Annotated in this window: 22 protein-coding genes and 2 rRNA genes (1 of these 24 cut by a window edge); 11 read left to right on the forward strand and 13 right to left on the reverse strand. The window is 67.9% G+C overall.

What is annotated here, in order from left to right; genetic code table 11:
• Window positions 1-244 precede the first annotated feature (244 nt).
• A complete protein-coding gene (locus tag J2S53_RS09495) occupies window positions 245-1,738 on the forward strand; it encodes a leucyl aminopeptidase (protein ID WP_456240674.1) in 1,494 nt (497 codons plus the stop codon).
• A gap of 47 nt (window positions 1,739-1,785) precedes the next feature.
• Here J2S53_RS09495 and J2S53_RS09500 read toward each other — a convergent pair whose 3' ends face one another.
• A complete protein-coding gene (locus tag J2S53_RS09500) occupies window positions 1,786-2,136 on the reverse strand; it encodes an oxidoreductase (RefSeq protein ID WP_092927014.1) in 351 nt (116 codons plus the stop codon).
• A 231-nt stretch (window positions 2,137-2,367) separates the two neighbouring features.
• Here J2S53_RS09500 and lpdA point away from each other — a divergent pair, with 231 nt between their 5' ends.
• The 4 genes from lpdA to lipB all read left to right on the forward strand — a co-directional run bounded on the left by lpdA (window position 2,368) and on the right by lipB (window position 7,573).
• Complete coding sequence (gene lpdA / locus J2S53_RS09505; RefSeq protein WP_456240675.1) at window positions 2,368-3,738, forward strand: dihydrolipoyl dehydrogenase; 1,371 nt, start codon at window positions 2,368-2,370, stop codon at window positions 3,736-3,738.
• A gap of 66 nt (window positions 3,739-3,804) precedes the next feature.
• Entirely contained in the window at window positions 3,805-5,610 is a 1,806-nt protein-coding gene (gene sucB, locus J2S53_RS09510; protein ID WP_456240676.1) for a 2-oxoglutarate dehydrogenase, E2 component, dihydrolipoamide succinyltransferase, read from the forward strand.
• Between the two features lie 219 nt (window positions 5,611-5,829).
• Window positions 5,830-6,714 (forward strand): TIGR01777 family oxidoreductase, encoded by an 885-nt coding sequence (locus tag J2S53_RS09515; protein WP_456240677.1) that lies wholly within the window; start codon window positions 5,830-5,832, stop codon window positions 6,712-6,714.
• 112 nt (window positions 6,715-6,826) lie between these two features.
• Entirely contained in the window at window positions 6,827-7,573 is a 747-nt protein-coding gene (gene lipB / locus J2S53_RS09520; protein WP_092979326.1) for a lipoyl(octanoyl) transferase LipB, read from the forward strand.
• A gap of 103 nt (window positions 7,574-7,676) precedes the next feature.
• On the opposite strand, the gene J2S53_RS09525 is transcribed toward lipB, so the two are convergent.
• Both J2S53_RS09525 and J2S53_RS09530 read right to left on the reverse strand, forming a co-directional pair.
• Window positions 7,677-8,624: an LLM class F420-dependent oxidoreductase gene (locus tag J2S53_RS09525; RefSeq protein WP_456240678.1), complete on the reverse strand. Its 948-nt coding sequence runs from the start codon at window positions 8,622-8,624 to the stop codon at window positions 7,677-7,679.
• Between the two features lie 56 nt (window positions 8,625-8,680).
• Complete coding sequence (locus tag J2S53_RS09530) at window positions 8,681-9,289, reverse strand: TetR/AcrR family transcriptional regulator (RefSeq protein ID WP_092979333.1); 609 nt, start codon at window positions 9,287-9,289, stop codon at window positions 8,681-8,683.
• A gap of 105 nt (window positions 9,290-9,394) precedes the next feature.
• On the opposite strand from J2S53_RS09530, the gene J2S53_RS09535 reads away from it, so the two are divergent.
• The 3 genes from J2S53_RS09535 (at window position 9,395) to lipA (ending at window position 12,070) form a co-directional block, all read left to right on the forward strand.
• Window positions 9,395-9,886, forward strand: a complete 492-nt coding sequence (locus J2S53_RS09535; RefSeq protein ID WP_456240679.1) for a hypothetical protein — start codon at window positions 9,395-9,397, stop codon at window positions 9,884-9,886.
• A 52-nt stretch (window positions 9,887-9,938) separates the two neighbouring features.
• Window positions 9,939-10,874, forward strand: a complete 936-nt coding sequence (locus tag J2S53_RS09540) for an oxidoreductase (RefSeq protein ID WP_456240680.1) — start codon at window positions 9,939-9,941, stop codon at window positions 10,872-10,874.
• A gap of 194 nt (window positions 10,875-11,068) precedes the next feature.
• Window positions 11,069-12,070, forward strand: coding sequence for a lipoyl synthase (lipA, locus tag J2S53_RS09545; RefSeq protein ID WP_092979432.1), 1,002 nt, complete (start codon window positions 11,069-11,071; stop codon window positions 12,068-12,070).
• Between the two features lie 73 nt (window positions 12,071-12,143).
• Here lipA and J2S53_RS09550 read toward each other — a convergent pair whose 3' ends face one another.
• A complete protein-coding gene (locus tag J2S53_RS09550; protein ID WP_456240681.1) occupies window positions 12,144-12,629 on the reverse strand; it encodes a hypothetical protein in 486 nt (161 codons plus the stop codon).
• A 1-nt stretch (window position 12,630) separates the two neighbouring features.
• Window positions 12,631-13,857 (reverse strand): molybdopterin-dependent oxidoreductase, encoded by a 1,227-nt coding sequence (locus J2S53_RS09555; protein ID WP_456242757.1) that lies wholly within the window; start codon window positions 13,855-13,857, stop codon window positions 12,631-12,633.
• A gap of 334 nt (window positions 13,858-14,191) precedes the next feature.
• Between J2S53_RS09555 and J2S53_RS09560 the strand changes: the two genes are divergently transcribed.
• Window positions 14,192-14,917, forward strand: a complete 726-nt coding sequence (locus J2S53_RS09560) for a DUF4191 domain-containing protein (RefSeq protein WP_130467934.1) — start codon at window positions 14,192-14,194, stop codon at window positions 14,915-14,917.
• A gap of 263 nt (window positions 14,918-15,180) precedes the next feature.
• On the opposite strand, the gene J2S53_RS09565 is transcribed toward J2S53_RS09560, so the two are convergent.
• Window positions 15,181-15,636 carry an RDD family protein gene (locus J2S53_RS09565; protein ID WP_456240682.1) on the reverse strand — a complete coding sequence of 152 codons (456 nt, stop codon included), beginning with the start codon at window positions 15,634-15,636 and terminating at the stop codon, window positions 15,181-15,183.
• A gap of 193 nt (window positions 15,637-15,829) precedes the next feature.
• On the opposite strand from J2S53_RS09565, the gene glnA reads away from it, so the two are divergent.
• On the forward strand, window positions 15,830-17,254 hold the full coding sequence (glnA, locus tag J2S53_RS09570) for a type I glutamate--ammonia ligase (RefSeq protein ID WP_456240683.1): 1,425 nt from the start codon (window positions 15,830-15,832) through the stop codon (window positions 17,252-17,254).
• Between the two features lie 115 nt (window positions 17,255-17,369).
• Here glnA and J2S53_RS09575 read toward each other — a convergent pair whose 3' ends face one another.
• Entirely contained in the window at window positions 17,370-18,095 is a 726-nt protein-coding gene (locus J2S53_RS09575; RefSeq protein WP_456240684.1) for a MerR family transcriptional regulator, read from the reverse strand.
• 44 nt (window positions 18,096-18,139) lie between these two features.
• Here J2S53_RS09575 and J2S53_RS09580 point away from each other — a divergent pair, with 44 nt between their 5' ends.
• Entirely contained in the window at window positions 18,140-18,649 is a 510-nt protein-coding gene (locus J2S53_RS09580) for a DUF6194 family protein (RefSeq protein WP_456240685.1), read from the forward strand.
• 248 nt (window positions 18,650-18,897) lie between these two features.
• On the opposite strand, the gene J2S53_RS09585 is transcribed toward J2S53_RS09580, so the two are convergent.
• From J2S53_RS09585 to J2S53_RS09610, 6 genes are all read right to left on the reverse strand, one after another.
• Window positions 18,898-19,833 carry an NADP-dependent oxidoreductase gene (locus J2S53_RS09585; RefSeq protein WP_456240686.1) on the reverse strand — a complete coding sequence of 312 codons (936 nt, stop codon included), beginning with the start codon at window positions 19,831-19,833 and terminating at the stop codon, window positions 18,898-18,900.
• Window positions 19,834-19,984: 151 nt separating this feature from the next.
• A complete protein-coding gene (locus J2S53_RS09590; RefSeq protein ID WP_456240687.1) occupies window positions 19,985-23,065 on the reverse strand; it encodes a bifunctional [glutamine synthetase] adenylyltransferase/[glutamine synthetase]-adenylyl-L-tyrosine phosphorylase in 3,081 nt (1,026 codons plus the stop codon).
• Window positions 23,066-23,119: 54 nt separating this feature from the next.
• Window positions 23,120-23,872 carry a type 1 glutamine amidotransferase gene (locus J2S53_RS09595; RefSeq protein WP_456240688.1) on the reverse strand — a complete coding sequence of 251 codons (753 nt, stop codon included), beginning with the start codon at window positions 23,870-23,872 and terminating at the stop codon, window positions 23,120-23,122.
• Window positions 23,873-23,904: 32 nt separating this feature from the next.
• Window positions 23,905-24,750, reverse strand: a complete 846-nt coding sequence (locus J2S53_RS09600) for a GNAT family N-acetyltransferase (RefSeq protein WP_456240689.1) — start codon at window positions 24,748-24,750, stop codon at window positions 23,905-23,907.
• A 102-nt stretch (window positions 24,751-24,852) separates the two neighbouring features.
• Window positions 24,853-24,970: ribosomal RNA gene (gene rrf, locus J2S53_RS09605) — 5S ribosomal RNA — on the reverse strand.
• A gap of 138 nt (window positions 24,971-25,108) precedes the next feature.
• Window positions 25,109-25,949, reverse strand: a 23S ribosomal RNA gene (locus tag J2S53_RS09610) (it continues 2,263 nt past the right edge of the window).

A 25,949-nucleotide genomic window follows, 5' to 3' on the forward strand; every position in this document is an offset into this window, starting at 1 on the left:
CCGGACAACGCACTGACGGCATCGAACGCTCACCGAAACGGTACTCGGGAACGAAACCGCGAAGTCGGGGACTCGGGGCGAAACCGTGTGCCGTGAGTGATCTCCCGACGACACGGCGACACGAACACGGGCTGGTACGCGCACCGACGGAGGCACCGTTCTACAGTGCCCGCGGAAGCGATATGCGGTGGGCAGGTGCTGGAAGCATCGGGCCGACGGCACACAACTCCGGGAGGAGCCACAGGTGACAACCCCCAAACTCGCCCTGGTCGACGGCGCCGCGGCGAAGCTGACGGTGGAAACCCTCGTCATCGGAACCGTGGAAGGCGCGGACGGCCTCGAACTCGCACCGGGAACGAACGAGATCGCCGCGGCGTTCGACGGCAACCTGACCGAGACGCTGACCCTGCTGGGCGCCACCGGCAAGGCCGAGGAGGTCGTCAAACTCGCGGCGAGTGGGTCGTTGCGGGCGGAAGTCCTGCTCGCTGTCGGACTCGGCAAGCGCGATCCCAATGAGGAGATCCCGAGCGAGTCGGTGCGCCGCGCCGCGGGCGCGGCGGCGCGCGCGATGACCGGGGTCTCGCACGCGGCCACCACGCTGTCCGAACTGGACGTTTCAGCGGCGGTGCAGGGAACGGTGATGGGTTCCTACGCGTTCACCCGGTACAAGTCCTCGCCCGGTGACGACCCGGTGAGCAAAGTGGACCTGGTGGTCTCCGAGGCCAAGGACGACTCCGCGAAATCCGCGCTGAAGGGAGCCACGGCGATCGGCGAGGCGGTCAACACCGCCCGGGATCTGATCAACACCCCGCCGAACGACCTGCCACCTGCCGCGATGGCAGAGCGCGCCTCCGAACTGGGCCGTTCGGCCGGGCTGGACGTCGAAGTGCTCGACGCCGACGATCTGCGCAAACACGGCTACGGCGGAATCCTGGGCGTCGGCGAGGGATCCTCCCGGCCGCCGCGGTTGGTCCGGATGCGGCACAAAGGGCAGAAGGGTGCCCGGAAGGTGGCGCTGGTCGGCAAGGGCGTGACCTTCGACACCGGCGGCATCTCCCTCAAGCCCGCCGCGGGAATGGACGAGATGACCTCGGACATGTCCGGTGCGGCCGCGGTCATCGCCACCATGGTGCTGGCGGCCAAACTCAACTACCCGCTCGACATCACCGCCACCGTCCCGATGGCGGAGAACATGCCGTCCGGCACCGCTTACCGGCCGGGTGACGTGTTGAGCATGTACGGCGGCAAGACCGTCGAGGTTCTCAACACCGACGCCGAGGGCAGGCTGATCCTGGCGGACGCGATCACCCGCGCCTGCGAGGACGAGCCCGAGTACCTGATCGAGGCATCGACCCTGACCGGTGCGCAGCTGGTCGCGTTGGGCAAGCGGACACCGGGTGTCATGGGAAGCGAAGATTTCCGGGACCGCGTGGCCGAACTGTCCAGGGCGACCGGTGAGGCCGGTTGGGCTATGCCGTTGCCGGACGAGTTGCGGGCCGACCTCGACTCGAAGCTGGCCGACATCGCCAATGTCACCGGCCAGCGCTGGGCGGGCATGCTGGTGGCCGGACGTTTCCTCAGCGAGTTCGTGGCGGAGGACGTCGCCTGGGCACACATCGACGTGGCCGGTCCGGCGTACAACTCGAACTCCCCGTGGGGCTACACCCCCAAGGGGGGAACCGGTGTTCCGGTGCGGACGATGGCCGCGGTGCTGGCGGATATCGCCGAACGAAACTGAGAGCGCCCAGCAGTGGAGCTCACCCGGGCGCGGGTGCCGCCGTGGGATCACTTCTCGAGCCCGCGGCGGTACTCGCGACGGCGCAGCACGCGCTGCCTGCGCTGGTAGTCGCGCATCCGCTGCGGGTAACCGACCTTGTTGACCTCGTAGAACGGGACACCCAGCCGATGCGTGAAACGGATCGCGGCGTCCCGTCCCTCGATCCGACGCCGCGTCCACTCCCCGTCGTGGGCGACGAAGACGATCGTCGTCTCGGTCACCGGAGTCGGTGGTTCCAGGAACCCCTCGACACCGCGACGTTGCGCAGCCCACTGCCGGAGGTGTTCGGTGTCCTGGTTCCGCTCGGGGCGGGTGCGTCGCGACCGACCACGACGGCGTAGACGCTCGAACAGGCCCACGGTTCTACCTCCTTGACCGGTTACCACGATATTGCCAGTCGGGGCATAAAAACCACCTTTCGTGACGTTGCACCCGGTAGCGAGTGTGATCTTCACGCCATTTGTCCCGGAAACACGGGCAGCCCGTCTCGCGCCCGTGACTCGCGTGGTGACAAGATGGCTTCCGGTGCCGGAGCTCCGCGCGGGCTCCGGTAACGAGTTGAAGAAATGATGCCTGTCGAGGAGTGCGAAGTGACCGACACGTCCGCCGATCTAGTCATTCTCGGTGGCGGCTCCGGCGGCTACGCCTGCGCTTTCCGCGCGGCGGAGCTGGGCCTTTCCGTCACCCTCATCGAAAAGGACAAGCTCGGTGGGACCTGTCTGCACCGAGGGTGCATCCCCACCAAAGCGCTGTTGCACGCCGCGGAGGTCGCGGATTCGGCCCGCGAGAGCGAGCAGTTCGGCGTGAAGGCCTCCCTCGAGGGCATCGACATCGATGGCGTCAACTCGTACAAGGACGGCATCGTCACCAAACTGCACAAGGGTCTGCAGGGGCTCGCCAAGGCCCACGAGATCAACTACGTTGAGGGTGCGGGCACCCTCGTCGACGCCAACACGGTGGAGGTCGACGGCACCCGCTACACGGGCACCAATGTGGTGCTCGCCACCGGATCCTACTCCAAGACGCTGCCCGGTCTGGAGTTCGGCGGCCGGATCATCGCCAGTGAACAGGCACTCAACCTCGACTACGTACCGGACAAGGTCGTCGTGCTCGGCGGCGGCGTCATCGGTGTGGAGTTCGCCAGCGTGTGGCGCTCCTTCGGTGCGGAGGTCAACGTCGTCGAGGCGCTGCCCCACCTGGTGCCGAACGAGGACGAGTACTGCTCCAAGCAGCTCGAACGCGCCTTCCGCAAGCGGGGGATCAAGTTCTCCACCGGCGTGAAGTTCACCGGCGCGGAGCAGAGCGAGTCCGGCGTGACAGTCAGCCTGGAGAACGGCGAGACCATCGACGCCGATCTGCTGTTGGTCGCCGTGGGACGCGGACCCAACACAGCCGGGCACGGCTACGAAGAGGCGGGCGTGTCCTTGGAGCGCGGTTTCGTGCGCACCGACGAGCGGTTGCGCACCAACCTCCCCGGCGTGTACGCGGTGGGCGATATCGTCCCCGGGCTGCAGTTGGCGCACCGCGGGTTCCAGCAGGGCGTGTTCATCGCCGAGGACATCGCGGGGCTGAACCCACCGGTCATCGACGAGGCCGGCATCCCGCGAGTGACCTACAGCCACCCCGAGGTCGCCTCGGTCGGACTGACCGAGAGCGCCGCCCGGGAGCAGTACGACAAGGTGGAGACCTTCACCTACGACCTCGCGGGCAACGGCAAGAGCCAGATCCTCAAGACGGCGGGAGCCGCCAAGGTCGTTCGTGCCGCGGACGGGCCGGTGCTGGGGCTGCACCTGATCGGTGACCGGGTGGGCGAACTGATCAGCGAAGCCCAACTCATCTACAACTGGGAGGCCCTGCCGGAGGACGTCGCTCCGCTGGTGCACGCCCACCCGACCCAGTCCGAGGCGCTCGGCGAAGCGCATCTCGCCCTGGCGGGCAAACCGCTCCACGTACACGGCTGACGCATTCCGCTCAACCGGTCACGTCAGAGCCCATCACACGCCACGAGTACGAGGAGTCAGCAACAGATGGCCTTCTCCGTCCAGATGCCGGCACTCGGTGAAAGCGTCAGCGAGGGCACCATCACCCGATGGCTCAAGCAGGTCGGCGACACTGTCGAGGTCGACGAGCCCCTGCTGGAAGTCTCCACCGACAAGGTCGACACCGAGATCCCCTCCCCCGCGGCCGGGGTGGTACAGCAACTCATCGCCAGCGAGGACGACACCGTCGAGGTCGGCGGCGAACTCGCGCTGATCGGCGACAGCGGTGAGCAGGCCGCACCGCAGCAACCGGCCGCGAGCGAACAGTCCTCGCAGACACCGGCGGAACCGGCGGCCGCGCCACAGCCAGCCTCGGAGCCCGCCCCCGAACCTGAGCCCGCGGCACAGCCGCCCCGGGCGTCCGCGGCCCAGGGCACCGACGTGCACATGCCCGCGCTGGGTGAAAGCGTCAGCGAGGGCACCATCACCCGATGGCTCAAGCAGGTCGGCGACACTGTCGAGGTCGACGAGCCCCTGCTGGAAGTCTCCACCGACAAGGTCGACACCGAGGTTCCCTCCCCCGTGGCAGGCACGATCCTGGAACTGTCGGCCAGTGAGGACGACACCGTCGAGGTCGGTGCCAAACTCGCGGTGGTCGGCGACCAGTCGGCGGAACCGGCAGCCGTGCCAGAGCCCACGCCACAGCCCGCGGCAACCCCCTCCCCCGAGCCGGCCCCGGAGCCACCGCGGCAGGAAGCCGCACCGCAGCCCGCGCCGAGCGCTCCGCCGGCCCAGGCCACACCGGCACAGCCGGCTCCGGCCCAGGCAGCCCCGGCCCAGGCCACACCGGCACAGCAGGCCCCGGCCGAGCAGAACGCGGAGGGATCGGCGCCCTACGTGACTCCGCTGGTACGCAAGCTGGCGAACGAACACGGTATCGACCTGCACTCGTTGCGGGGAACCGGCGTCGGCGGACGCATCCGCAAGCAGGACGTGCAGGCGGCCATCACGCAGCGGTCGACCGACGCGGCCGCCGGCTCGCATCCCGACGGGCAGCCCGCCGGAGCGGCCCCCGCCGAACCGGCCGCTTCGACCGCGGGACAGGAGGAGCCCTCCGCCGAGGCGAGGGCGCTTCGCGGCACCACCCAGAAGATGTCGCGGCTGCGACAGGTGCTCGCCCAGCGGATGGTGGACTCACTGCAGACCGCGGCGCAGCTGACCACCGTCATCGAGGTCGACGTCACCCGCATCGCACGACTGCGGCAGCGCGCCAAGGACGACTTCGAGGCGTCGGAGGGCGTCAAGCTCTCCTTCCTGCCGTTCTTCGCCAAGGCCACGGTGGAAGCGCTCAAGCTGCACCCCAAGCTCAACGCCTCGATCGACGAGCAGGCCAACGAGATCACCTACCACGGTGCCGAGCACCTGGCGATCGCCGTGGACACCGACCGGGGGCTGCTGAGCCCGGTCATCCACGACGCCGGTGACCTCAATCTCGGCGGGCTCGCCCGCAAGATCGGCGACGTGGCCGATCGCACCCGCGACAACAAGGTCAAACCCGACGAGCTGTCCGGCGGCACGTTCACGCTGACCAACACCGGCAGCCGGGGTGCCCTGTTCGACACGCCGATCCTGAACCCGCCGCAGGTGGGAATGCTGGGTACCGGCACGGTCGTCAAACGTCCCGTGGTCGTCTCCGACGAAGCGGGCGGTGACACCATCGCCATTCGCTCGATGGTCTACCTCGCGCTGTCCTACGACCACCGCCTCGTCGACGGTGCCGATGCCGCTCGTTTCCTCAACACCGTCAAGCAGCGGCTGGAGGAGGGCTCCTTCGACGCCGACCTCGGGTTGTGAGTTCGCCGGTCGAACACAACCGGTGAGGCGGCGGTGCCGCTCGACTTTCCGGGGCCGTCCACTCTCGGTGGGCGGCCCCGGTTCTCGTGGCCGGTGACCAAGCGCGAACCGTCCCGAGCCCCGTGGCGACGATCCCGGAGAACGCGCCACAACGAAGCGCTACCCACTCGATCGGGCGACGGTCTCGCACTGTGGCGATCATTGCGACAAGATCGGGGCATGCGTGTGGTTATCGCCGGATCCTCCGGCCTGCTCGGAAGCCATCTGGTGCCGGCGCTCCGGCACGCCCGCCACGAAGTGATTCGCCTGGTCAGACGCGCCGCACAGGCCCCGGATGAGCGCGGCTGGGACCCCGAGTCCGGTGAGATCGAGGCGGGCGCCCTGGACGGCGTCGACGCCGTGATCAATCTCTGCGGCGCCCCGCTCGGCGGCAAGAGGTGGACCGCCGAGCGCAAGCGGGAGCTACTGCGCTCCCGCACCAGACCCACCGCCGTACTCGCCGAGGCCATCGGGGAACGCGGCATCCCCACCCTGATCAACGCTTCCGGGGTGGATTTCTACGGCGACACCGGTGGCAGGCTGATCACCGAAACGGCCGGTCCCGGCAGCGGTTTCCTCGCCGATCTGTGTCAACGCTGGGAAGCCGCGGCCGACGCCGCCCGTCCCGCCCGGGTGGTGCGGTTGCGTACCGGTCCGGTGCTCTCCCCCTCCGGCGGACTGCTCGGCCAGCTCAAACCGCTGTTCTCGCTGATGCTCGGCGGCAGGCTCGGCGACGGTACCCAGTACATGCCCTGGATATCGCTGGACGACGAGATAGCCGCCATCCGGTTCGTACTGGAGAACCGGGAGATCTCGGGACCGGTCAACATGACGGGGCCCGAGCCGGTGACCAACGCGGAGTTCACCAGAGCTCTGGGCGAGGCGCTCGGCCGTCCGGCACCGTGGGTCATTCCCGGTTTCGCGATGCGAGGGGTACTCGGGGAGTTCGCCCAGGAGGTCGCGCTGACCGGACAACGCGCGGTGCCCGCCGTGCTGGAGGAACACGGCTTCACCTTCCAGCACCCGACGGTTCGTTCCGCGCTCGGAGCGGCGGTCTCGGCCTGACCGGCTACCGCACCGCGGTCGACGATTTCGCGCGAAATGTACGAGCCGCGGTGCCGCGACGAGCACGAAGCGCGATATCGCGATCGAAACCGACAGCGGTAGGGTGGCGCCCGTGAGTCACGGTGAGAACTCGTGCAGGGCCTCGGATCAGCCGATCGAGAGACTCGAGCTGGGCACGATCGACTATCTGACGGCTTGGCAACGTCAGCAGGAACTGGCCACGGCCCGCGCGGCGGGAACCGGACCGGACACGCTGCTGCTGCTGGAACACCCTTCCGTGTACACGGCGGGCAAGCGAACCGAACCGGAGGACCGCCCGCGGGACGGCACGCCGGTGATCGACGTCGATCGCGGTGGCAAGATCACCTGGCACGGCCCCGGCCAGCTGGTCGGCTATCCGATCGTGCGGCTGTCCGATCCGATCGACGTGGTCGACTACGTGCGCAGGCTGGAGCAGGCACTGATCCGGGTGTGCGAACGGTTCGGGCTGCGAACCGGCCGGGTCGAGGGGCGCAGCGGCGTGTGGCTCGCCGCTGACGGCGATCGGCCCGAACGAAAGATCGCGGCGATCGGCATCCGGGTGCAGGGTGGGGTGACCATGCACGGCCTGGAATTGAACTGTGATTCCGACATGGCCGAGTTCGACCGGATCGTTCCCTGCGGAATCAGCGATGCCGGGGTCACCTCGCTGTCGGCGGAGCTGGGCAGGGACGTCACGGTGGCCGAAGCGTTGCCCCTGGTGAAGCAGGCCGTCCCGGAGGCCCTGGACGGTGCCCTTCCGGTCACCGACCGCGACGTCAGGAAGCAGTCGGAGGCCCCGGCGGGCGTGACGTTCGCACTGGATCCGGAGCTGCGCTGACCGACGCCGCTCCGGCCGAGCACTCGCGGCGTGGTGGGCGAGCGGCTCACCCACCACGCCGTTGTCCCTCCCCGCGACCGGGATGCGGGACGGGAGGGTCCGATCATTCGAGCCGGTTCGCGACCTCGGCGGCGACCAGCTCGATGTGGTCCAGGTCCGACAGATCCAGCACCTGCAAGTACAGCCTGGTGATGCCGGTGTTCCGTCGCCACTGGCCGATTTTGTCGACCACCTCCTCGGGAGTGCCGGCGAGGCCGTTGGCGCGGAGTTCGACCGGGTCACGACCGATCGCCTCGGCACGCCGCGCCAGTTGGGCCTCGTCCTTGCCGACGCAGAGAACGAGCGCGGCGGAACGCACGATCTCGTCGGGGTTCCTGCCGATCGCGGTGCACGCCTGACCCACCCTGTCGAACTGCGCCGCCGCGGTCTCCTGGTCGACGAACGGCAGGTTGAACTCGTCGGCGAACCTCGCCGCCAGTTCCGGGGTCCTCTTCTTGCCGGCACCTCCGATGAGCACCGGAGGACGTGGCTGTTGCACCGGCTTGGGCAACGCGGGCGAGTCATCGAGCCGGTAGTACGTTCCCGAGTAGTCGAAGGTCTCGCCCGAGGGCGTGGACCACAGCCCCGTGACGATCTCCAGCTGCTCGGCGTAACGCTGGAAACGCTCCCGCAGCGAGGGGAACGGGATGCCGTAGGCGGTGTGCTCCTCCTCGTACCAACCGCTGCCGATTCCGAACTCGATGCGCCCACCCGACATCTGATCGGCCTGGGCCACCGAGACGGCCAGCGGCCCGGGAAGGCGGAACGTCGCCGCGCTCATCAGCGTCCCCAGTCGCAACCGGGAGGTCTCCCGCGCGAGTCCTGCCAGGGTCAGCCACGCGTCGGTCGGCCCCGGCAGGCCGCTCGAATCGCCCATCCGCAGATAGTGGTCGGAGCGGAAGAAGGCGTCGTAGCCCGCCGACTCGGTGGTGCGGGCGACGCGGAGCAGATCGTCGTAGGTGGCGCCCTGCTGGGGCTCGGTGAAGATTCTGAGTTTGAATTCCTCGGTCACATCCCGAGGCTAACCGGCCCGTGCGAGTTCGGGAGTCACACGTGCGGGGGTGGCGGTCAACCGTCGCGCAGGCCACGCAGCAGCCGTTCCAGCGCCTCCCCCACCTCGACACTGGTCCGATTGGGATCATCCGATCCGGCGATGGTGGCGGCCCCGGACGAAAGCCCACCGAAGATCACCCGGGCGAGCACGTCCACCGACACCGAGTCCTCGATACGGCCGGTGTGCACCAACCGCTGGACGCTTCCGCGCACCAGGCCGAACGTGTAGCGCTCACCGAGGTCGTACCAACGCTGGTATCCCAGCACCACCGGTCCCTCCTGGGCGACGATGCGCTGGAAGGCAGGCTCCAGACAGACCCGCAGGAACGCCTCCAGACCGGCACGCAGCTCCTCCCAGGGATCGCGTTCACCGGGCATCACGTCGGCCAACCGGGCGACGACACCGATCTCTACCTCCTCGAAGGCGGCCTCGAACAGCGCACGCTTGCCCCCGAAGTGGTGGTAGAGGGCTCCCTTCGTCACGCGGGCACGCCCGGTGATCTCGTCCAACGAGGCCTGGGCGTATCCGCGTTCGGTGAACAGCGCCACGGCGGACTCCACCAGCGCGGCACGGGTGGATTCCGAGTACTCGACCCGGCGTGGTTGCTCTGTCGCCCTACTCACATCGCTTCACCATACCGTCGGTACGTACGGGCTGATAACGTCGCCACAAGCGACATACCGTCGGTATGCCACACACCACAGGTACGGCCAACTTGCGAGGTAGGCATGTCCTGGCAACGGTTCCACCGCAGGCAACAAGCGATCGGATTCCTGCTGGAGCGGCTGGCGCGAACGCCGGACCGGCTTCCGGACCCCCGAAGTCACGACGAACTGTCGGACGTGTTCGCCGACAGGCAGCGACTGCTGTGCGCGCTGCAGCACAAATGGACGCAGCAGCTGACCGGTCGACTCGACACGCGACTGAGCGAGTGCGACGGCAGCAGCGGTGACAGGCTGGAGGCCGCTCGGCTGGCCTGGCAGGACACCGCGGCCGAGAATCCCGTGCTGCGCGCGGCGCTGGACCGACACGCCACTGCCCCGAAGGGCGAACTGCGGGAAGCCGTGGAACGGGAGCGACGCCTGCTGGCGCTGACAGCCGGCGTGGCCGAGCATTCCGAGCCGGATGCCGAGATAAGCCGCTCCGGAGCGGCGTTGTCGCGCCTGCTGCACGCCGCTGAGCACACCGAACCGCACACCCCGGCGCCGGTCATGGTCTGAAACCGAAACGCGAGAGTTGTTCGAAACCTCGGCGGGATATAGAAATGCGGCCATGACCAAATGGGACGAGACCGCCGTACCGGACCAGTCGGGGCGGACGGTGCTGATCACCGGCGCCAACTCGGGGCTGGGACTGCGAAGCGCACAGGTGCTGGCCTCCCGGGGAGCACGGGTGCTGCTCGGCTGCCGGGACCCCGAACGCGGCAAGCAGGCCGCGGAGCGAATCGAGGGATCGGCGCACGTGCTCCCCGAGGTCGTCGAGCTCGACCTGGCCGACCTGAGCTCGGTACGCGAGGCGGCTTCGCGAATCAGGGAACGCACCGGTGACCGCCTCGAGGTGCTGATGAACAACGCGGGCGTGATGGCAACACCGTTCCGGCACACCGCGGACGGTTTCGAGCTGCAGTTCGGGACCAACCACCTCGGGCACGCCGCGTTGACCTGGCTGCTGATGCCAGCGTTGCGCGGTGGACGGCACTCCCGGGTGGTGACGCTTTCCAGCCTCGCCCACCACGGCAGCGGGCTGGACACGACTGATCCGAACTTCCGGCGCCGCCGTTACTCGCCGCTGCGGGCCTACTCCCAGTCGAAACTGGCGAACCTGTTGTTCACCAGGGAACTCGACTCCAGACTCCGATCGGCCGGACTCGACATCACCAGCACCGCGGCCCACCCCGGTATGACCGCCACGGAACTGGCCCCCAACTCCGCACGGCACCGCGCGCTCCCCGGCGTCGTCAGTGCCGCGGTGAGCAAGGGCAACACACTGATCACCCAACGGGTGGAACTCGGAGCACTGCCACAGCTGTACGCGGCCACCGCACCGAACGTGGCAGGCGGCGACTACTTCGGGCCGGCACGACTGGCCGAGGTCCGCGGCCATCCCAAACGGGCCCGGCTCAATCCGGCCGCGCGGAACGACACGAGCGCGGGATGGCTGTGGGATATCACCGCGGAGCTGACCGGGATCTCGCCCGAACCGTTCTGATCGAAGTTTTTCCGGACGGGTTGGCGAGCTACCCGCCTGGCGGAACCTCCCACCGGCTCTCGCTCCGGCACGGACACCTCGGGTAAGGACCCGCCGAACAGCCGCGCCGGGGCGGCACGCTGTTTCGGTGAAGAGCGGGATCGGGTGAGTTCGGTCATTGTCGAGCACCGGTGGTCGGGGCGTAGCCTGTGGTCGTGACTGTGGCGCCGGAGGGGCGGAAGTTGTTGCGGCTCGAAGCCCGCAACAGTCAGACGCCGATCGAGAAGAAGCCGTCCTGGATCAAAACGCGCGCTCGCATGGGTCCGGAGTACCAGGAACTCAAGGGGCTGGTGCGACGCGAGGGCCTCAACACCGTCTGCGAGGAGGCGGGTTGTCCCAATATCTTCGAGTGTTGGGAGGACCGGGAGGCCACGTTCCTCATCGGCGGTGACCAGTGCACCCGCCGATGCGACTTCTGCCAGATCGACACGGGCAAACCCGCCGAGCTCGACACCACCGAACCACGCAAGGTCGCCGAGTCGGTGCAGGCCATGGGGCTGCGCTATTCGACGGTGACCGGTGTGGCCCGCGACGACCTCGACGACGGCGGCGCGTGGCTGTACGCGGAGACGGTGCGCCGGATCCACGAGCTCAACCCCGGTACGGGTGTCGAACTGCTGATCCCCGACTTCAACGCCGAGCCGGACCAGCTCGCCGAGGTGTTCGGGTCGCGCCCCGAGGTGCTCGCGCACAACATCGAGACCGTGCCGAGCGTGTTCAAGCGGATGCGCCCCGCGTTCCGGTACGACCGCTCGCTGAAGGTCCTCACCCTCGCGCGTGAGGCGGGTCTGGTGACCAAGTCGAACCTGATCCTCGGTATGGGCGAGACGCCCGAGGAGGTCGAGCCCACCCTGCGGGACCTGCACGAGGCGGGCTGCGACATCATCACCATCACGCAGTACCTGCGTCCCAGCCCCCGGCATCACCCGGTGGACCGCTGGGTCAAGCCCGAGGAGTTCGTCGAGCACACCAAGGCGGCGGAGCGCATCGGTTTCCCGGGCGTCATGGCGGGTCCGCTGGTCCGCTCCAGCTACCGGGCGGGGCGGCTGTACGCCAAGGCGACCGAGCACCGCGGCATGCCGCTGTCGGAGAACCTCGCGCACCTGGCGCAGGCGGGAACCGCCGCCCAGGAGGCCAGCAACCTGCTCTCCCGCTGAACCGCTCCCCCGGAGCGCGTGGGCGTCCCCCACGCGCTCCGGGGGACGGCATCGGCGATTCGTGGCTGGTGGATCAATTCCCGTCCCGGCCGACGCCGAGGTACCGGGAGCGCATGACGCGAACCAGGTACCACAGCGCGGAAAGCGCGAACATCGCGGCGGTGAGCAGTAACCAGCGTCCCAGGAAGGGCTGCTGGGTCTGTCCGGTCGCCGCGTAGTAGGTGAACTCCCCCTGCTCGATGATGCCGGGCAGGAACACCAGCAGCAGCAACGCGGATCCGAGCACCGGCACGCGTACGTGGTTGATCCACCCCACGGCCGTCCTCCCGCGACGGGCACCGGCGCGGAGCAGCCGATCCGCCCCCGCGTAGACGGGAAACAGCACCAGGTCGTGCAGCACCACCGCGCCCAGGAACCAGACCAACATCCGAGTGAAGCTCGGGCCGGGCACGAGCAGCACCACCACGTAGGCGGTCAGCGCGAAAGCCCCCAGTACCAGTAGCAGCTGGTACGGAGCGGCACCGTAGGCCCGCGAGAACCGGCGGAGCAACACGCGCATCTCAATCGCTCCCGAATTCGATGTCACGTACCCATTTGGTGTTGTGCACCCCCGGCAACGCGGGAACTATCACTCTGGCCGGGTAACCGTGGTCCATGGCTAGGTCGACGTCGTTGACCCGCAGCGCCAACAGCGCGTCGGGATCGAGCACCTGGTTGGACTGCAGCGTGGCCGCCCGGAACGCACCGACGGTCTCGATCGAACTCACCCTGGCCCAGGTCGGATCGGGAATCCCGGCCAGCACCGCCAGCTCACGCAGCCGTACCCCGCTCCAGCGTTGGGTCGTGGCCCACCCCTCCACACAGGCGATCGGCAGGGTCGCGGTGTGCTGCGGCATTCCCAGCAGCTCCCCTCGGGAGAACCGGGTGGTCCCGTTCCGGGAGCGCAGCACCAGCCGCCAGCTCTCCCCCGTATCGGCGGGATCTATCCGCGCGGCCTCGGCAGTGCGGTTGACCTGGAAATCGTTGGGACCGGAACCGTAGCTTCTGCCGCGGGGCAACAACAGGGCCACGCGACGAGCGGGGCCTCCCACCACCTGGCCGATGCTGAGCACCCCCAGCAGCAGGGATCCGGCTCCCACCAGACCGAGCGCGCCACGACGGCTCATGGTGGGCGCGGCGGGCTCGGCGGCCACCAGGCCGGTGCTGTCCAACGGTTCGGGGCGGGTTTCGGCCCGCGTGGTTCGCAGTACGGAACGCGGCGAGCGTGATCGCAGCGCGGCGAGCATGCGGGGGATCTTGAGCGCCACGTGCACGACGAATCCCGCGATGAACACCCAGGCGCCGTAGTAGTGCGCGGTGTAGAAGCTGAAACCGAACACGTAGTCGTACTGGATGTTGAGGACACCGGTGACGATCTCGAAGAGGACGCCCCCGACCAACAGCAGCAGCGCGAGGCGTTCCAGGACCTTGGCCGGCGAGCGGGCAGGGGGCCATTCGAACAGTTTCGGCACCACCGACCAGAGCTTCGCCAGCACGACCGGGATGAGCACCAGCCCGAGAATCACGTGCGTCCCCTGGTTGAGCACGTACAACCAGGCCGGGCTGGTCGGCCAGTCGAAGTCGGGCAGCCGCAACCAACCGACCTCGCGGGGAAACGCCTGGCCGAACCGCGGGCCGTAGGCGATGTAGGAAAGCAGCCCGGTGATGGTCACCAGCGGTAGCGTCACCAGCAGCACGGCACCGAGCATCGAGGTCAGCCAGGGCCCGCGCAGCGGACTGCGCCACATCCGGTTCCGATGCACCCCGGCGGGACGGAGCCGGGCCAACGATCGCCACGCACCGGCCGGAGAACCGAACGGTAGTTCCTCCCACGGATCACGACGTGTCTCCTCACGCGGAGCGGGCCGGATACTCCCGAGCTCCGGCGGTGGGGACGAGCCGACGGCCCGGTAAGTGACGTCCAGTTGGAACACGGCAGCCCGGCACACCTGCAGCACCTCCGTGAGCGACGATTCTGACGGGCAGTGTACGACGGCGATGCCTCCCTCCGGCGCGTTTCGCGGCGGGAAACGCCCCGGACCGTATGGACGCGTCCGAGGGACCGCGCCGTATCCTGGAGCTATGGCCAAGCAGGACCGAGCCGCGAAGAAAGAAGCGGCCAAACAGAGACGACAGGCGTCGAGCGGTCGTTTTAAACAGCTGTTCGAGGCGTTCAAGATGCAACGCCGAGAGGACCGGCTGCTGGTACCGCTGATGCTGGCGGTACTGCTCGGTGCGGCGGTCGTCGCGTTTCTGCTCGGCCTCGTCTGGGGGTTGGAATGGTTCTTCCTGCCCGTGGGTGTGGCCCTCGGCGCGTTGGGCGCGGTGATCGTGTTCGGCAGGCGCGTACAGCGCAACGTCTACAGCAAGGCCAGCGGCCAACCGGGCGCGGCGGGCTGGGCGCTGGAGAACATGCGCGGCAAGTGGGAACTGACCCAGGGCATCACCGGCAACAGCCAGCTGGACGCGGTGCACCGGCTCGTGGGCAAGCCCGGAATCGTCCTCGTCGGCGAGGGTGAACCGCACCGGGTCAAGAGCCTGATGGCCCAGGAGAAGAAGCGCATCTCGCGGCTGGTCGGCGAGACACCGATCTACGAGATCATGGTCGGTGACGGGCAGGAGCAGGTTCCGCTGCGGAAACTGCAGTCCAACATCATGAAGTTGCCCCGCAACATCAACGCCGGTCAGATCGACTCGTTGGAGAAGCAGCTCGAAGCGCTGGGCAACAGGGCCAACCCGATGCCGAAGGGTCCCGCGCCGCAGGGTGCGAAGATGCGCAACATGCAGCGCGCGAGCCGCAGGAAGTAACCGAGTACGGCAGAGCGCGGCGTGTGCCGCGCTTTCCGCCCGCTTTTCCAACCGATGAAGGGCGGATTACTCAGCTCCTCCGAAGGAGTGAACCGATTCGCCGCGGTGTTACACGGTTACACGGCGGCTGTCGGGATCGCACGGCGGTTGTCGGCTGCACGGTTTCAGCGGCACACCGGCTGTCACGGCCGAGTCGACGCCGTCCGAGATCAGCGACCCGTCCGAAGTCAGCGACCCCTCCGAGGTCAGCGACCCGTTCGAGGTCAGCGACACAGCACCACGGTGCCGCTGAGCCGGTCGTGCCAGGAACGCCCGTCGAGGTTCCACAGCACGGCGGGTACCAGCACGGCAGTCAGCACGCAGCGAAGCAGCGCACGCGGCAACCCCACGCTCGGGGTCGCGTCGACGCGTGCCACCCAGATCCGCGTCACCGCCATTCCGGGTGTGAACCCGAAGAACGCGACCGGCAACGCCGTGATCAGCGCCCACGAGACCAGACTCCAGTTTCCGGGCAGCTCCGGAGCCGTGAACAGCCCTGCCACGAGCGCCGCGAGCACGATGTCCACCAGAAAACCCAGTGCTCGCCGCCCCGTGGGCGCCACCGATCCGGAGCCCTGCTCGGGCAGTCCCAGACGTTCGCCCCGCCAGCGTTGCTCCGGTTGCCCCGACTCCCGCACGGATGCGGGGCCGGAGAGCCAGGAACCGAGTATTCTACCCACGTGACCAGCATACGGGGGCGTTCGAGCGCTCCGAACCGACGCCCGCTCCACCCCGGGGACAACGGACCGTTTCGTTAACGTCGGCGAAACACGCGGGTGACGACCGGGCAACACCGCCCCCCTAGCCTCATTCACGAGCCGGCGACGAGGAATGGCCGGTGAGCGGCACCAATGCGTGAAGGAGCCAGCGAGGGTGTTCAAGAATCCAGACGAGGTCCTACGCTTCATCTCCGACGAGGGCGTGAAGTTCGTCGATGTCCGGTTCTGCGACCTGCCGGGCGTCATGCAGCACTTCACCGTTCCCGCTTCGGCGTTCGACCACGACACCTTCACCGAGGGGCTGGCCTTCGATGGTTCGTCGGTGCGTGGTTTCCAGTCGATCCACGAGTCGGACATGCTGCTGCTGCCCGACCCGTACACGGCTCGTATCGACCCGTTCCGGATCGAGAAGACGCTGATCCTCAACTTCTTCGTGCACGACCCGTTCACGTTGGAGCCCTACAGCCGCGACCCGCGCAACATCGCCCGCAAGGCGGAGCAGTATCTGAACGAGTCCGGCATCGCCGACACGGCCTTCTTCGCCTCCGAGGCCGAGTTCTACATCTTCGACTCGGTGCGTTATTCCGAGGACGCGAACTCCTCGTTCCACGAGGTCGACTCGATCGAGGGCTGGTGGAACACCGGCCGCGCCGAGGACGGCGGAAACCTGGGTTACAAGACCCGCTACAAGGGCGGTTACTTCCCGGTCTCGCCGTACGACCACTTCGCCGACCTGCGCAACGAGATGACCACCGAGCTCGCCAAGGCCGGGTTCGACGTGGAGCGGGCCCACCACGAGGTGGGGACCGGCGGCCAGGCCGAGATCAACTACAAGTTCAACACGATGCTGCACGCCGCCGACGACCTGCAGCTGTTCAAGTACATCATCAAGAACACCGCTTGGCGGCACGGCAAGACCGTGACCTTCATGCCGAAGCCGCTGTTCGGTGACAACGGCTCCGGTATGCACTGCCACATGTCGCTGTGGCAGGGCGGTTCGCCGCTGTTCCACGACGAGTCCGGATACGCGGGACTGTCGGACACGGCGCGGTACTACATCGGCGGCATCCTGCACCACGCCCCGAGCCTGCTGGCGCTGACCAACCCGACGGTGAACTCCTACCACCGCCTGGTACCCGGCTTCGAGGCACCGGTGAACCTGGTCTACTCGCAGCGGAACCGCTCGGCCTGCATGCGCATCCCGATCACCGGGACGAACCCGAAGGCCAAGCGCGTCGAGTTCCGCTGCCCTGACCCGTCCGGTAACCCCTACCTCGGCTTCGCCTCGATGCTGATGGCGGGCCTGGACGGCATCCGCAACAAGATCGAGCCCGCGGACCCGATCGACAAGGACCTCTACGAGCTGCCGCCGGAAGAGGCCAGGAACGTGCCGCAGGTTCCCTCCAGCCTCAGCGAGGCGGTGGACAACCTCGAGTCCGACCACGAGTACCTGCTGGAAGGCGGCGTGTTCACCGAGGACCTGCTGGAGAACTTCATCTCGCTCAAGCGGGAGAACGAGATCGACCCGATCCGGCTACGTCCGCACCCGCACGAGTTCGCGCTGTACTTCGACGTGTGATCGACCGACGCACCGCGTGACACGAGTGGGCCCCGCCGCGGCGGGGCCCACTCTGTCGTGTGCTGTTCCGCTCGCCGCCTGTTCGGTGCGGAAGTCGTACCAGGGAAGTACCGGGCTAGCCGTTCCGGATGATTTCCGTGAGATCGGTTCCTGCTGTGAGAAGGGCGAGTGTGCGCTGCGCGATGACGTCGATTCTGGCTCGTAGTGCCGCGATCGGATCGTCGATCTCGTGGAGCTCTCGGATGTCGTGCATGGTTTTACGGATATCGGGGATCCGGTAACTCGCTGCGCGTAGCGCGGCGGTGATGCGAGCCTCTCGAATCGCGGACAAGGGATATCGGCGAACGCTGCGACTGGTCACGCGTTCCGGGGCCACCAATCCGGCTTGTTCCCAGAACCGCAGCGTCGATGTGCGGACGCCGAGGGCCGTGGCCAGTTCCGAGATCGTCATGGTGTCCGCCGCACCGGTTTCGGAGTCGTACACGGCTTCGTCGCGTATCGACAGCAGCGCTCGTTGGGCTTCGAGGGCGTCCTCCCGCGCACGGACGAGCTTGCCGTGCAACGAACTGATCAGCGTCACCGCCTCGTCGGTGGGAAGGGTTGGCACTCGCCGAAGAACATCTCTCGCCTCCACCGGGCCGATGGCGACGGCCAGGTTGCGGTAGGTGCGCAGCGCGAGCAGATGGACGCTGGAGAACTCACGGTATCCGTTCACGGCTCGAGGGACAGCCGGGATGACTCCCAGCCGTTCGAGATCACGGACCTGTTGGGGTGAGTAGCCCGCGGCCGCGGCAACGGCGGAGGTGTTGAGACTCCCCCGGTGTGCCCCCGAATCATTCACAGCGGTCGAACCCTCCACAAGCACTTCAATGCCACGCTCGAACCATGAGTATGCACCACATCCTCGGCGCGGTCCGCGAATTCGAAGGAATCCTCGAGCTCGCACCCGGCGCGGGAAGCGAGTTTCCCGAGATCGCCTGGGGTGATCACTTCTTCTACTACTCACCGGACGGGCGAATCCCGCGGCACCACCAGCCGTTCGCCACGATCGTCACGAAGGACTATCCCGGCGAGCCGCCGTCGAACCTGAGGGCAGCGGACCGATACCGCGTGAATGTCGATGTCGGCCGGTCGACATTCACCGAGCTCACCGGCGAAACCCCCCGCGACTTCGACTCGAGCGACAAGAAATCGCGGGAATTCGGTGAATCGGACGTGTTCATGCCCCATCCCGTGTACGGTGCTCGCGGCTGGGTGGCTGTCGTGAACCCGGCGGAACGGACCGTGGCCACCCTGGTTGATCTCCTGCACGGCGCGTACGAAAAACAACGGCGCCACGTCGACCGCCGAGCGCGCGAGAGCGAGCACAATCACAGCAGCGGACCGGAGCAGTGAGACACCGCGTGAGCCGCTGCCACGGTATCGGGGAACGGCTCGGCATCCGTGATGTCGAGCGCTGGTGCTCGGCCTGCCGCTGAACGCGTGCGGCAGGCGCCGAACAAGCAGCGTCATCACCGGGCTCGGCCCAGCAGCCCACCCACGGAGGACAACCGAGCGGCAGGATTCGTCCACGACGGGCGCGGCGCGGGCTTCACGAGCACGGCACCGCGCCCGACGCACTCTCACGGGTGGGTGGCTTCGGTTCAGTCGACGGTGAGTACCAGCTTGCCCCGCACGTGGCCCTGCTCCAGCAGTTCGTGCGCCTGGGCCGCGTCGCGCAGCGGGAAGGTGCGCTGCACCTCCACCCGCAGCTGACCGCGATCGATCAGCTTGCTCAACCAGGTCAGGTCCTCGGTGTCCGGTCGGACGAACACGTAGTGCCCGCCCTGCTGCAGCACGGTCTCGGGATCCTCCACCGAGGCGTGCCGCGAGCTGTCCCGCAGGATCTCCGGGGTTTCGCGCAGCGCGGTTCCACCGGCCATGTCGATCGCGGTGTCGACCTTGCCGTCACCACCGACGAGCTCGGCGACCCGCCCCTGCAACCCCGGGCCGTAGGTGACCGGCTCGGCTCCCAGCTCGCGCAGGAAGTCATGATTGCGTTCCGAGGCGGTCCCGATCACCCGGGAGGCCCCCAGCGCGAACGCGATCTGCACCGCGAGGTGCCCGACACCGCCTGCCGCGGCGTGCACCAGCACGGAATCGTCGGTGCCGGTCTCCACCGCCTGCAGCATCTGCAGCGCGGTGAGTCCGGCCAGCGGTAGTCCCGCGGCCTGCGTGAAGTCCGCCGCGCCCGGTTTGTGGGCCAGGGTCCGCACCGGAGCGGCGACCAGCTCGGCATAGGTGCCGTGCTGCACGTGGTCCTCGCGCACGTAGCCCACGACCTCGTCCCCGGGTTTGTACTCGGTCACGGCGGGCCCGACGGCACGGACCACGCCCGCGAGGTCCCAACCGGAGATCAACGGCGTGTGGTGCGGGAAGAGACCGCGCAGGTAACCGCAGCGGATCTTCCAGTCCACCGGGTTCACCCCCGCCGCCCTGGTCTCGACGAGCACTCGGTCGGGACCGACCAGCGGATCGTCCAACTCCTGGTACGAAAGAACGTCGGGTTCGCCGAATTCGGTGAGCGCGATAGCCTTCATGGTCCCTGCAACGACGTTTCGTCGCGATCTTATTCCGACATTCGGAGCAGCGCGTCCGGCCCGCCGGCCGAGCTTTCCGCCCGCCCGCTCGATGGTGACGAGAACCCGTGGGAGGTCGCGCCTGTCGGGCTCCCGCCCCCGGAAACCCCGGTCAACTCAGCACGTCCTCGTAGAAGACCCGTTCGACCACGCTCCTGGCACGCCGGGTCGCGCGCAGGTAGTCGTCCATCACCTGACCGGAGTCCGAGCCGCTCGGATAACCCAACGCCGCGGCCACCCCGTTGAGCTCCCTGGAGTGTTTGGGAAGCTGATCACTCCCCTTGCCCCGCACCAGCATCACGGCATTGCGCGCCCGCATGGCCAGCGTCCATGCGCTCTCCAGGGTCGCCGCGTCCTCTTCGGTCAGCAGTCCGGCACCGGCAGCGGCGCGCAACCCACCGACCGTCGAGGTGGTGCGCAGTTCGGGGAACTCGTGGGCGAAACGCAGCTGCAACAGCTGTAGCGTCCACTCCACATCGGCCAGTCCGCCGCGCCCCAGCTTGGTGTGGGTGGTCGGATCGGCACCGCGCGGCAACCGCTCGGCATCGACCCGCGCCTTGATACGTCGAATCTCACGTACCCTGCCCGCGTCCGGCCCACCCTCCGGATAACGGATCGGGTCCACGGCGGAGCGGAACCTCTCCCCCAGCTCGGCATCCCCCGCCACCGGACGCGCCCGCAACAACGCCTGGGCCTCCCAGATCTGGGCCCACCTCCGGTAGTAGTTCAGATAGGAGTCCAGCGTCCGGACCAGCGGCCCCGACCTCCCCTCCGGCCGTAGATCGGTGTCCACCTCCAACGGCGGGTCCTGACTCGGCTTGCCCAACAGCCTGCGCACCTGCTCGACCACAGCGGTCGCGAACCGCACGGCGGTACTGTCGTCCGCTCCCCCGAGCGGCTCGCAGACGAACATCACGTCGGCGTCGGAACCGTAGCCGAGTTCGGCACCTCCCAGCCTGCCCATCCCGATCACGGCGATCCTGGCGGGCCGCGCGGCACCGTCGACCCCACCGTTGGGAGCCGACCACTCCGACCTGGCCGCCACGTCACGGACAGCGGCGTCCAACGTGGCCTGCAACACCGCCACCCACACCGTGGAGAGCGCGGCGAACACGTCGTGCGGCTGGATCACCCCGAGCAGATCTCCCGCCGCCACCCGCAGCAACTCGTGCCTGCGCAGCGAACGTGCCGCCGATGCAGCCCGCTCCGGTTCGCTGTGCCGCGCCACCGCGCTGCACAGCGAACCGGCCACCTCCGCCGGATCCCGTTCGGACAGTTCCGCGGTGTCGGCCAACAGCCGCAGCACTTCGGGAGCGCGTACCAGCAACTCGGGAACCAGCTTCGAAGTGCCCAGCAGGAAGGCGAGCCGTTCGGCAACCACTGCCTCGTCCCGCAACAACCGCAGATACCACGGGGTGTCCGCGAGCGCCTCGGAAACGTTGCGGTACGCCAACAGCCCCCCGTCCGGATCGGGAGTTCGGCCCAGCAGATCCAGCAGCACCGGCAGCAGGGTGCCCTGGATGCTCGCACGACGCGTCATCCCCGAGGTCAGCGCCGCGATGTGGCGCAACGCCCCTTCCGGGGAGGTGTAACCCAACGCTGCCAACCGGTCAACCGCTGCCCCGGTGGTCAGCCGCAACGCCTCGGTGGGCACCTTCGCGACCGACTCCAGCAACGGCCGGTAGAACAACTTCTCGTGCAACCTGCGCACCCGGTTGCCCTGTCTGCGGTACTCACCGAGCAGCACGTCGGCCGCCTCCTGGCTGCCCTGCGAACGCATCCCCAACGCACGCGCCAGGTGGTGGAGCGTGGCCCGCTCCGTCGAAGGTGGGAACAGGTGGGTGCGTCGCAACCTGCGCAGCTGCAACCGGTGTTCCACGCCACGCAGAAAGGCGTAGGAATCGGCCATCGCACCGGCGTCACTGCGGGCCACGTACCCACGTTCGCCCAACGAGCGAAGCGCCGTCATGGTGGAACGAGACCGGATGTCTTCGTCCCCCCTGCCGTGCACCAGCTGCAACAGCTGCACCGCGAACTCCACGTCGCGCAGTCCACCCCTGCCGAGCTTGAGTTCGCGATCGGTCTGCTCGGCGGGGACGTGCTGTTCGACACGTTGCCGCATGGAGCGCACGTCGGTGACGAAGTCCTCCCGCTCCGCGGCCGTCCAGATCAACGGCCGAACCGCCTCCGAGTAACGCTCGCCCAGCTCGGTGTCGCCCGCCACCGGGCGCGCCTTGAGCAGCGCCTGGAACTCCCAGGTACGGGCCCAGCGACGGTAGTAGCTCAGATGTCCATCCAGAGTCCGCACCAGCGCCCCGGCCTTGCCCTCCGGCCGGAGGGCGGCATCCACGTCGAAGAAGGCGGCACCCGCGACGCGCATGAGCGTGCTCGCCAGCCGTGTGGCAGGTGCGACGTCCTCCTCCGAGTCGGCCACGAACACGACGTCGACATCGCTGACGTAGTTCAGTTCCCCGCCGCCGCACTTGCCCATCGCGATCACCGAGAGACGCGGCGTGTGCTGCCCGGGCAGCTCGGAGGCGGCCACCGCCCACGCCGCGCGCAACGCCGCGACCGCCGCGTCGGAGAGCCTGCCGGTGATCTCCTCGTACGGGGGAGCGGTGATGCTCGGATCGACGGATCCGGCCAGATCGGCGGCGGCGATCTCCAGCAGCAGTCCGCGATAGGCGGCACGAAGCGGGGTCACCGCGGTACTGCTATCCACTGTGGCCACCGGCAGTTCCGGGATTCCGCCTCCCGGTGAGGAGGTGGTCATCGCGCCGACGCTGTGCAACAGCTCGGCGCTGAATTCCCGGACACCGCGCTGCCGGATGTCGTCACCCGCCAGGCGACGCCAGTCGGCGGGGTGCGCGACCAGGTGGTCGGCCAGCGCGCTCGAATAGCCGATGGTGGCAAGGAGCCTGGCTCGCAGATCCGAGTCGGCCGACAACCGACCTTCGAGTTCCGTCCATTCCGCCGCGGACGACTCACGCAGCCGATCCACGGAGTGCAGGGCGAGATCGGGATCGGGCGTGCGGGAGAGGGTCTCCAGCACCGGTTCAGTCCCGGGCAGCGGACCGCTGTCCCCCCACCAGCCCGCCGCGCGGAGCTGGGCCTCGGCTCGTTCGACGTCGCTGAATCCGTACCGCGCGGGCGACGGCACCGCCCCGGAGCGTTGCCAGTTGGCTTGGGCCATGTCCGTACCGTAGTCCGAAACGACGGTCGGCGGGATCCCGGTGGTGGACTTCGCTCAGGCCAGCGGCAGGGAACGTGTGGTGGTTCGTTCCTCCGGGGGAGTGGCGGCGAGCTCGTAGAACCGCCGCGCCACCGGCTGCCAGGTCTCCGCGAGATCGGCGTGGAACTCACGGAGATGCTCGGCGTCGAACTGACCGGCCCGAGCCGCTCCCGCCAACTCCGGATCCGCGTCGACGAGACCACGTACCACTTCGGGGGTGGTCTCGACGTGGAACTGGAAGCCGTAGGCCCGCGCCCCGACTCGAAACGCCTGGTTCTCGCCCTTGGGTGAGGCGGCCAGCAGCTGAGCGGTCGGGGGCAGGGTACTGATCTCGTCCCGGTGGAACTGGAACACATCCGGGGTGAGCGGCAGCGGCCCGACGAGTACGTCCTCGGCCGCGGTGTCCCGCTTCGCCACCAGCAACGTCCCCGCTTCAGGGCCGTCGCGGCGGGTGGCGATCCGACCACCGGTCGCCATCGCCAGCAGCTGTGCCCCGAGACCGAGCGCCAGCACCGGGCTCCCGGCCGACGTGGCGGTGCTGAGCAGTTTCCGCACCGAACTCAGCCAGGGATGTTCGAGATCGGCTCCGGCGTTCGTCTCACCACCGAGTACCACCAGCCCGGCGTAGTCCTCCGCCGTCTCCGGGAGTTCCTCCCGATACGGATCGCGCACCTCCAGCTCGGCTCCGAGTTCGACGAACCAGTCCCCCAGCATGCCGAGCGGGAGGTTTTCGGACGGTTGCACCACGAGAATCCGCACTCCGGTCATAGCTGCCAGGATACGAACGGGAGCGATCCGAGTCACAGCCGGTGCAGCACGATCTCGTCGGTGTCGTGCACCGGCCGGAAACCGATGCGCCGGTATACGGAGTTCGAGGTGGGATTGGCCAGGTCCGCGAACAGCACGACCCGCTCCGCGCCCGCCGCGACGGCTCGCCGGGCAGCCGCCAACGTGACAGCCGCTCCGTATCCGTTACGGCGGAACCGCGCGGGGGTGTAGACGTGTCCGATCCGGGACATCCCGTACTTCGGCGTGCTGTGGAAGGCCATCGCCACCGGGCGGCCACCGGCGGACCAGAGCACCGGAATCCGACCGCTGTCCAAGAAGGACCGCAGTTCCCGCTCCGATGCGTCGGTACCGACTCCGACGTCCCCGGCGTCACGGGCGTATTCCGCTCGCCAGTTCGCCAGCCAGGGAAGATCGGAGTGGAAGAAAGCACGTTCTTCACCCACTACTTCGGTGGGGAATTCCGGGGTGTGCAATTCGTAGAGTCGCTGTCGTATCCGGAGTTCGCGGGTCGCTCCGGTAACGCGACACCATTCAGCCGCCAACCGATCGACCTGTTCGGTGGGGCCGAGCAGGGCTCCGGGATCCGGATCGTGTTCGCACAGCGCGGCAACGAGTTCCGCGGCGTCCGTTTCGGGGAGTGCACCGACATGCGCGGGAAAAGGTGGCGTGCGGAGATAAGCACCCAGCACGGTTCGTTCCTCGTGCAGGGTGAGCAGTACGGGAGCGGGGCCGGCTTCGTAACTACGTGCCGCGGCCAGAACCGTCGCGGGAATGGTGTGCCGTACGGGATCAGCCCGGTAGAGCCGCTCGGCGGTTTCCCGGAAGGAAGCGAACGAGTCGTGGCGTTCGACGTGCATACCGGCATGATCGTCGGTATCCGGCCCCTGGGCAATCGGGTTTTTCGGGGCAGAGAGTAGTCCGGCCCCACCCTGGTGGGTGGGGCCGGTTTTGGGGGGTTGGGTCGGCGGTGTCCGTGTCTCCCACACCCGTGGGGGTGCAGTACCTGGGGCGCTGGAGGGCTTAGCTGCCGGGTTCGGGATGGATGCCGGGCGTGTCTCCTCCGCTGTGGCCACCGACCCAAAGAACTATGGGGGCTGTTTGGGTTCAGCCGGTATGTAGTTAGTTGGTGGGGGTGGTGGCTGTGTTGGGAGCCGTATAGTGGTGGCGAGATCGCGGGTGCTTGCGGGTTGGTGCGTGTGTGGGCGGTGTGTTGGGGGGGTGTCGCCGTTCGGCGGGTTAGTACCCGTCCACTGAACACATCGCTGTGCGTACATGTCGGGCCTATCAACCCAGTCATCTGCTGGGTGCCTTATCCCCCCTTACGGGGGGTGGGAGACGTCATCTTGGGGTGGGCTTCCCGCTTAGATGCTTTCAGCGGTTATCCGTGCCGAACATGGCCAACCAGCCGTGCCCCTGGCGGGACAACTGGCACACTAGAGGTTCGTCCGTCCCGGTCCTCTCGTACTAGGGACAGCTCCCCGCACGTCTCCACACGCGCGCGGCGGATAGGGACCGAACTGTCTCACGACGTTCTAAACCCAGCTCGCGTGCCGCTTTAATGGGCGAACAGCCCAACCCTTGGGACCCACTCCAGCCCCAGGATGCGACGAGCCGACATCGAGGTGCCAAACCATGCCGTCGATATGGACTCTTGGGCAAGATCAGCCTGTTATCCCCGGGGTACCTTTTATCCGTTGAGCGACACCGCATCCGCATGCCGGTGCCGGATCACTAGTCCCTGCTTTCGCACCTGCTCGACCCGTCGGTCTCACAGTCAAGCTCCCTTGTGCACTTACACGCGCCACCTGGTTTCCGTCCAGGCTGAGGGAACCATTGGGCGCCTCCGTTACCTTTTAGGAGGCAACCGCCCCAGTTAAACTACCCACCAGGCACTGTCCCTGATCCGGGTCACGGACCGAGGTTAGACGCCCGGAACGACCAGAGTGGTATTTCACCAGCAACTCCCCACACACTGGCGTGCGTGGTTCACCGTTTCCCACCTATCCTACACAAGCCGAACCAGACGCCCATACCAAGCTGTAGTAAAGGTCCCGGG

Origin of the sequence: Actinopolyspora lacussalsi (genome assembly GCA_030803735.1) — a bacterium.
GTDB classification, from domain to species: domain Bacteria; phylum Actinomycetota; class Actinomycetes; order Mycobacteriales; family Pseudonocardiaceae; genus Actinopolyspora; species Actinopolyspora lacussalsi.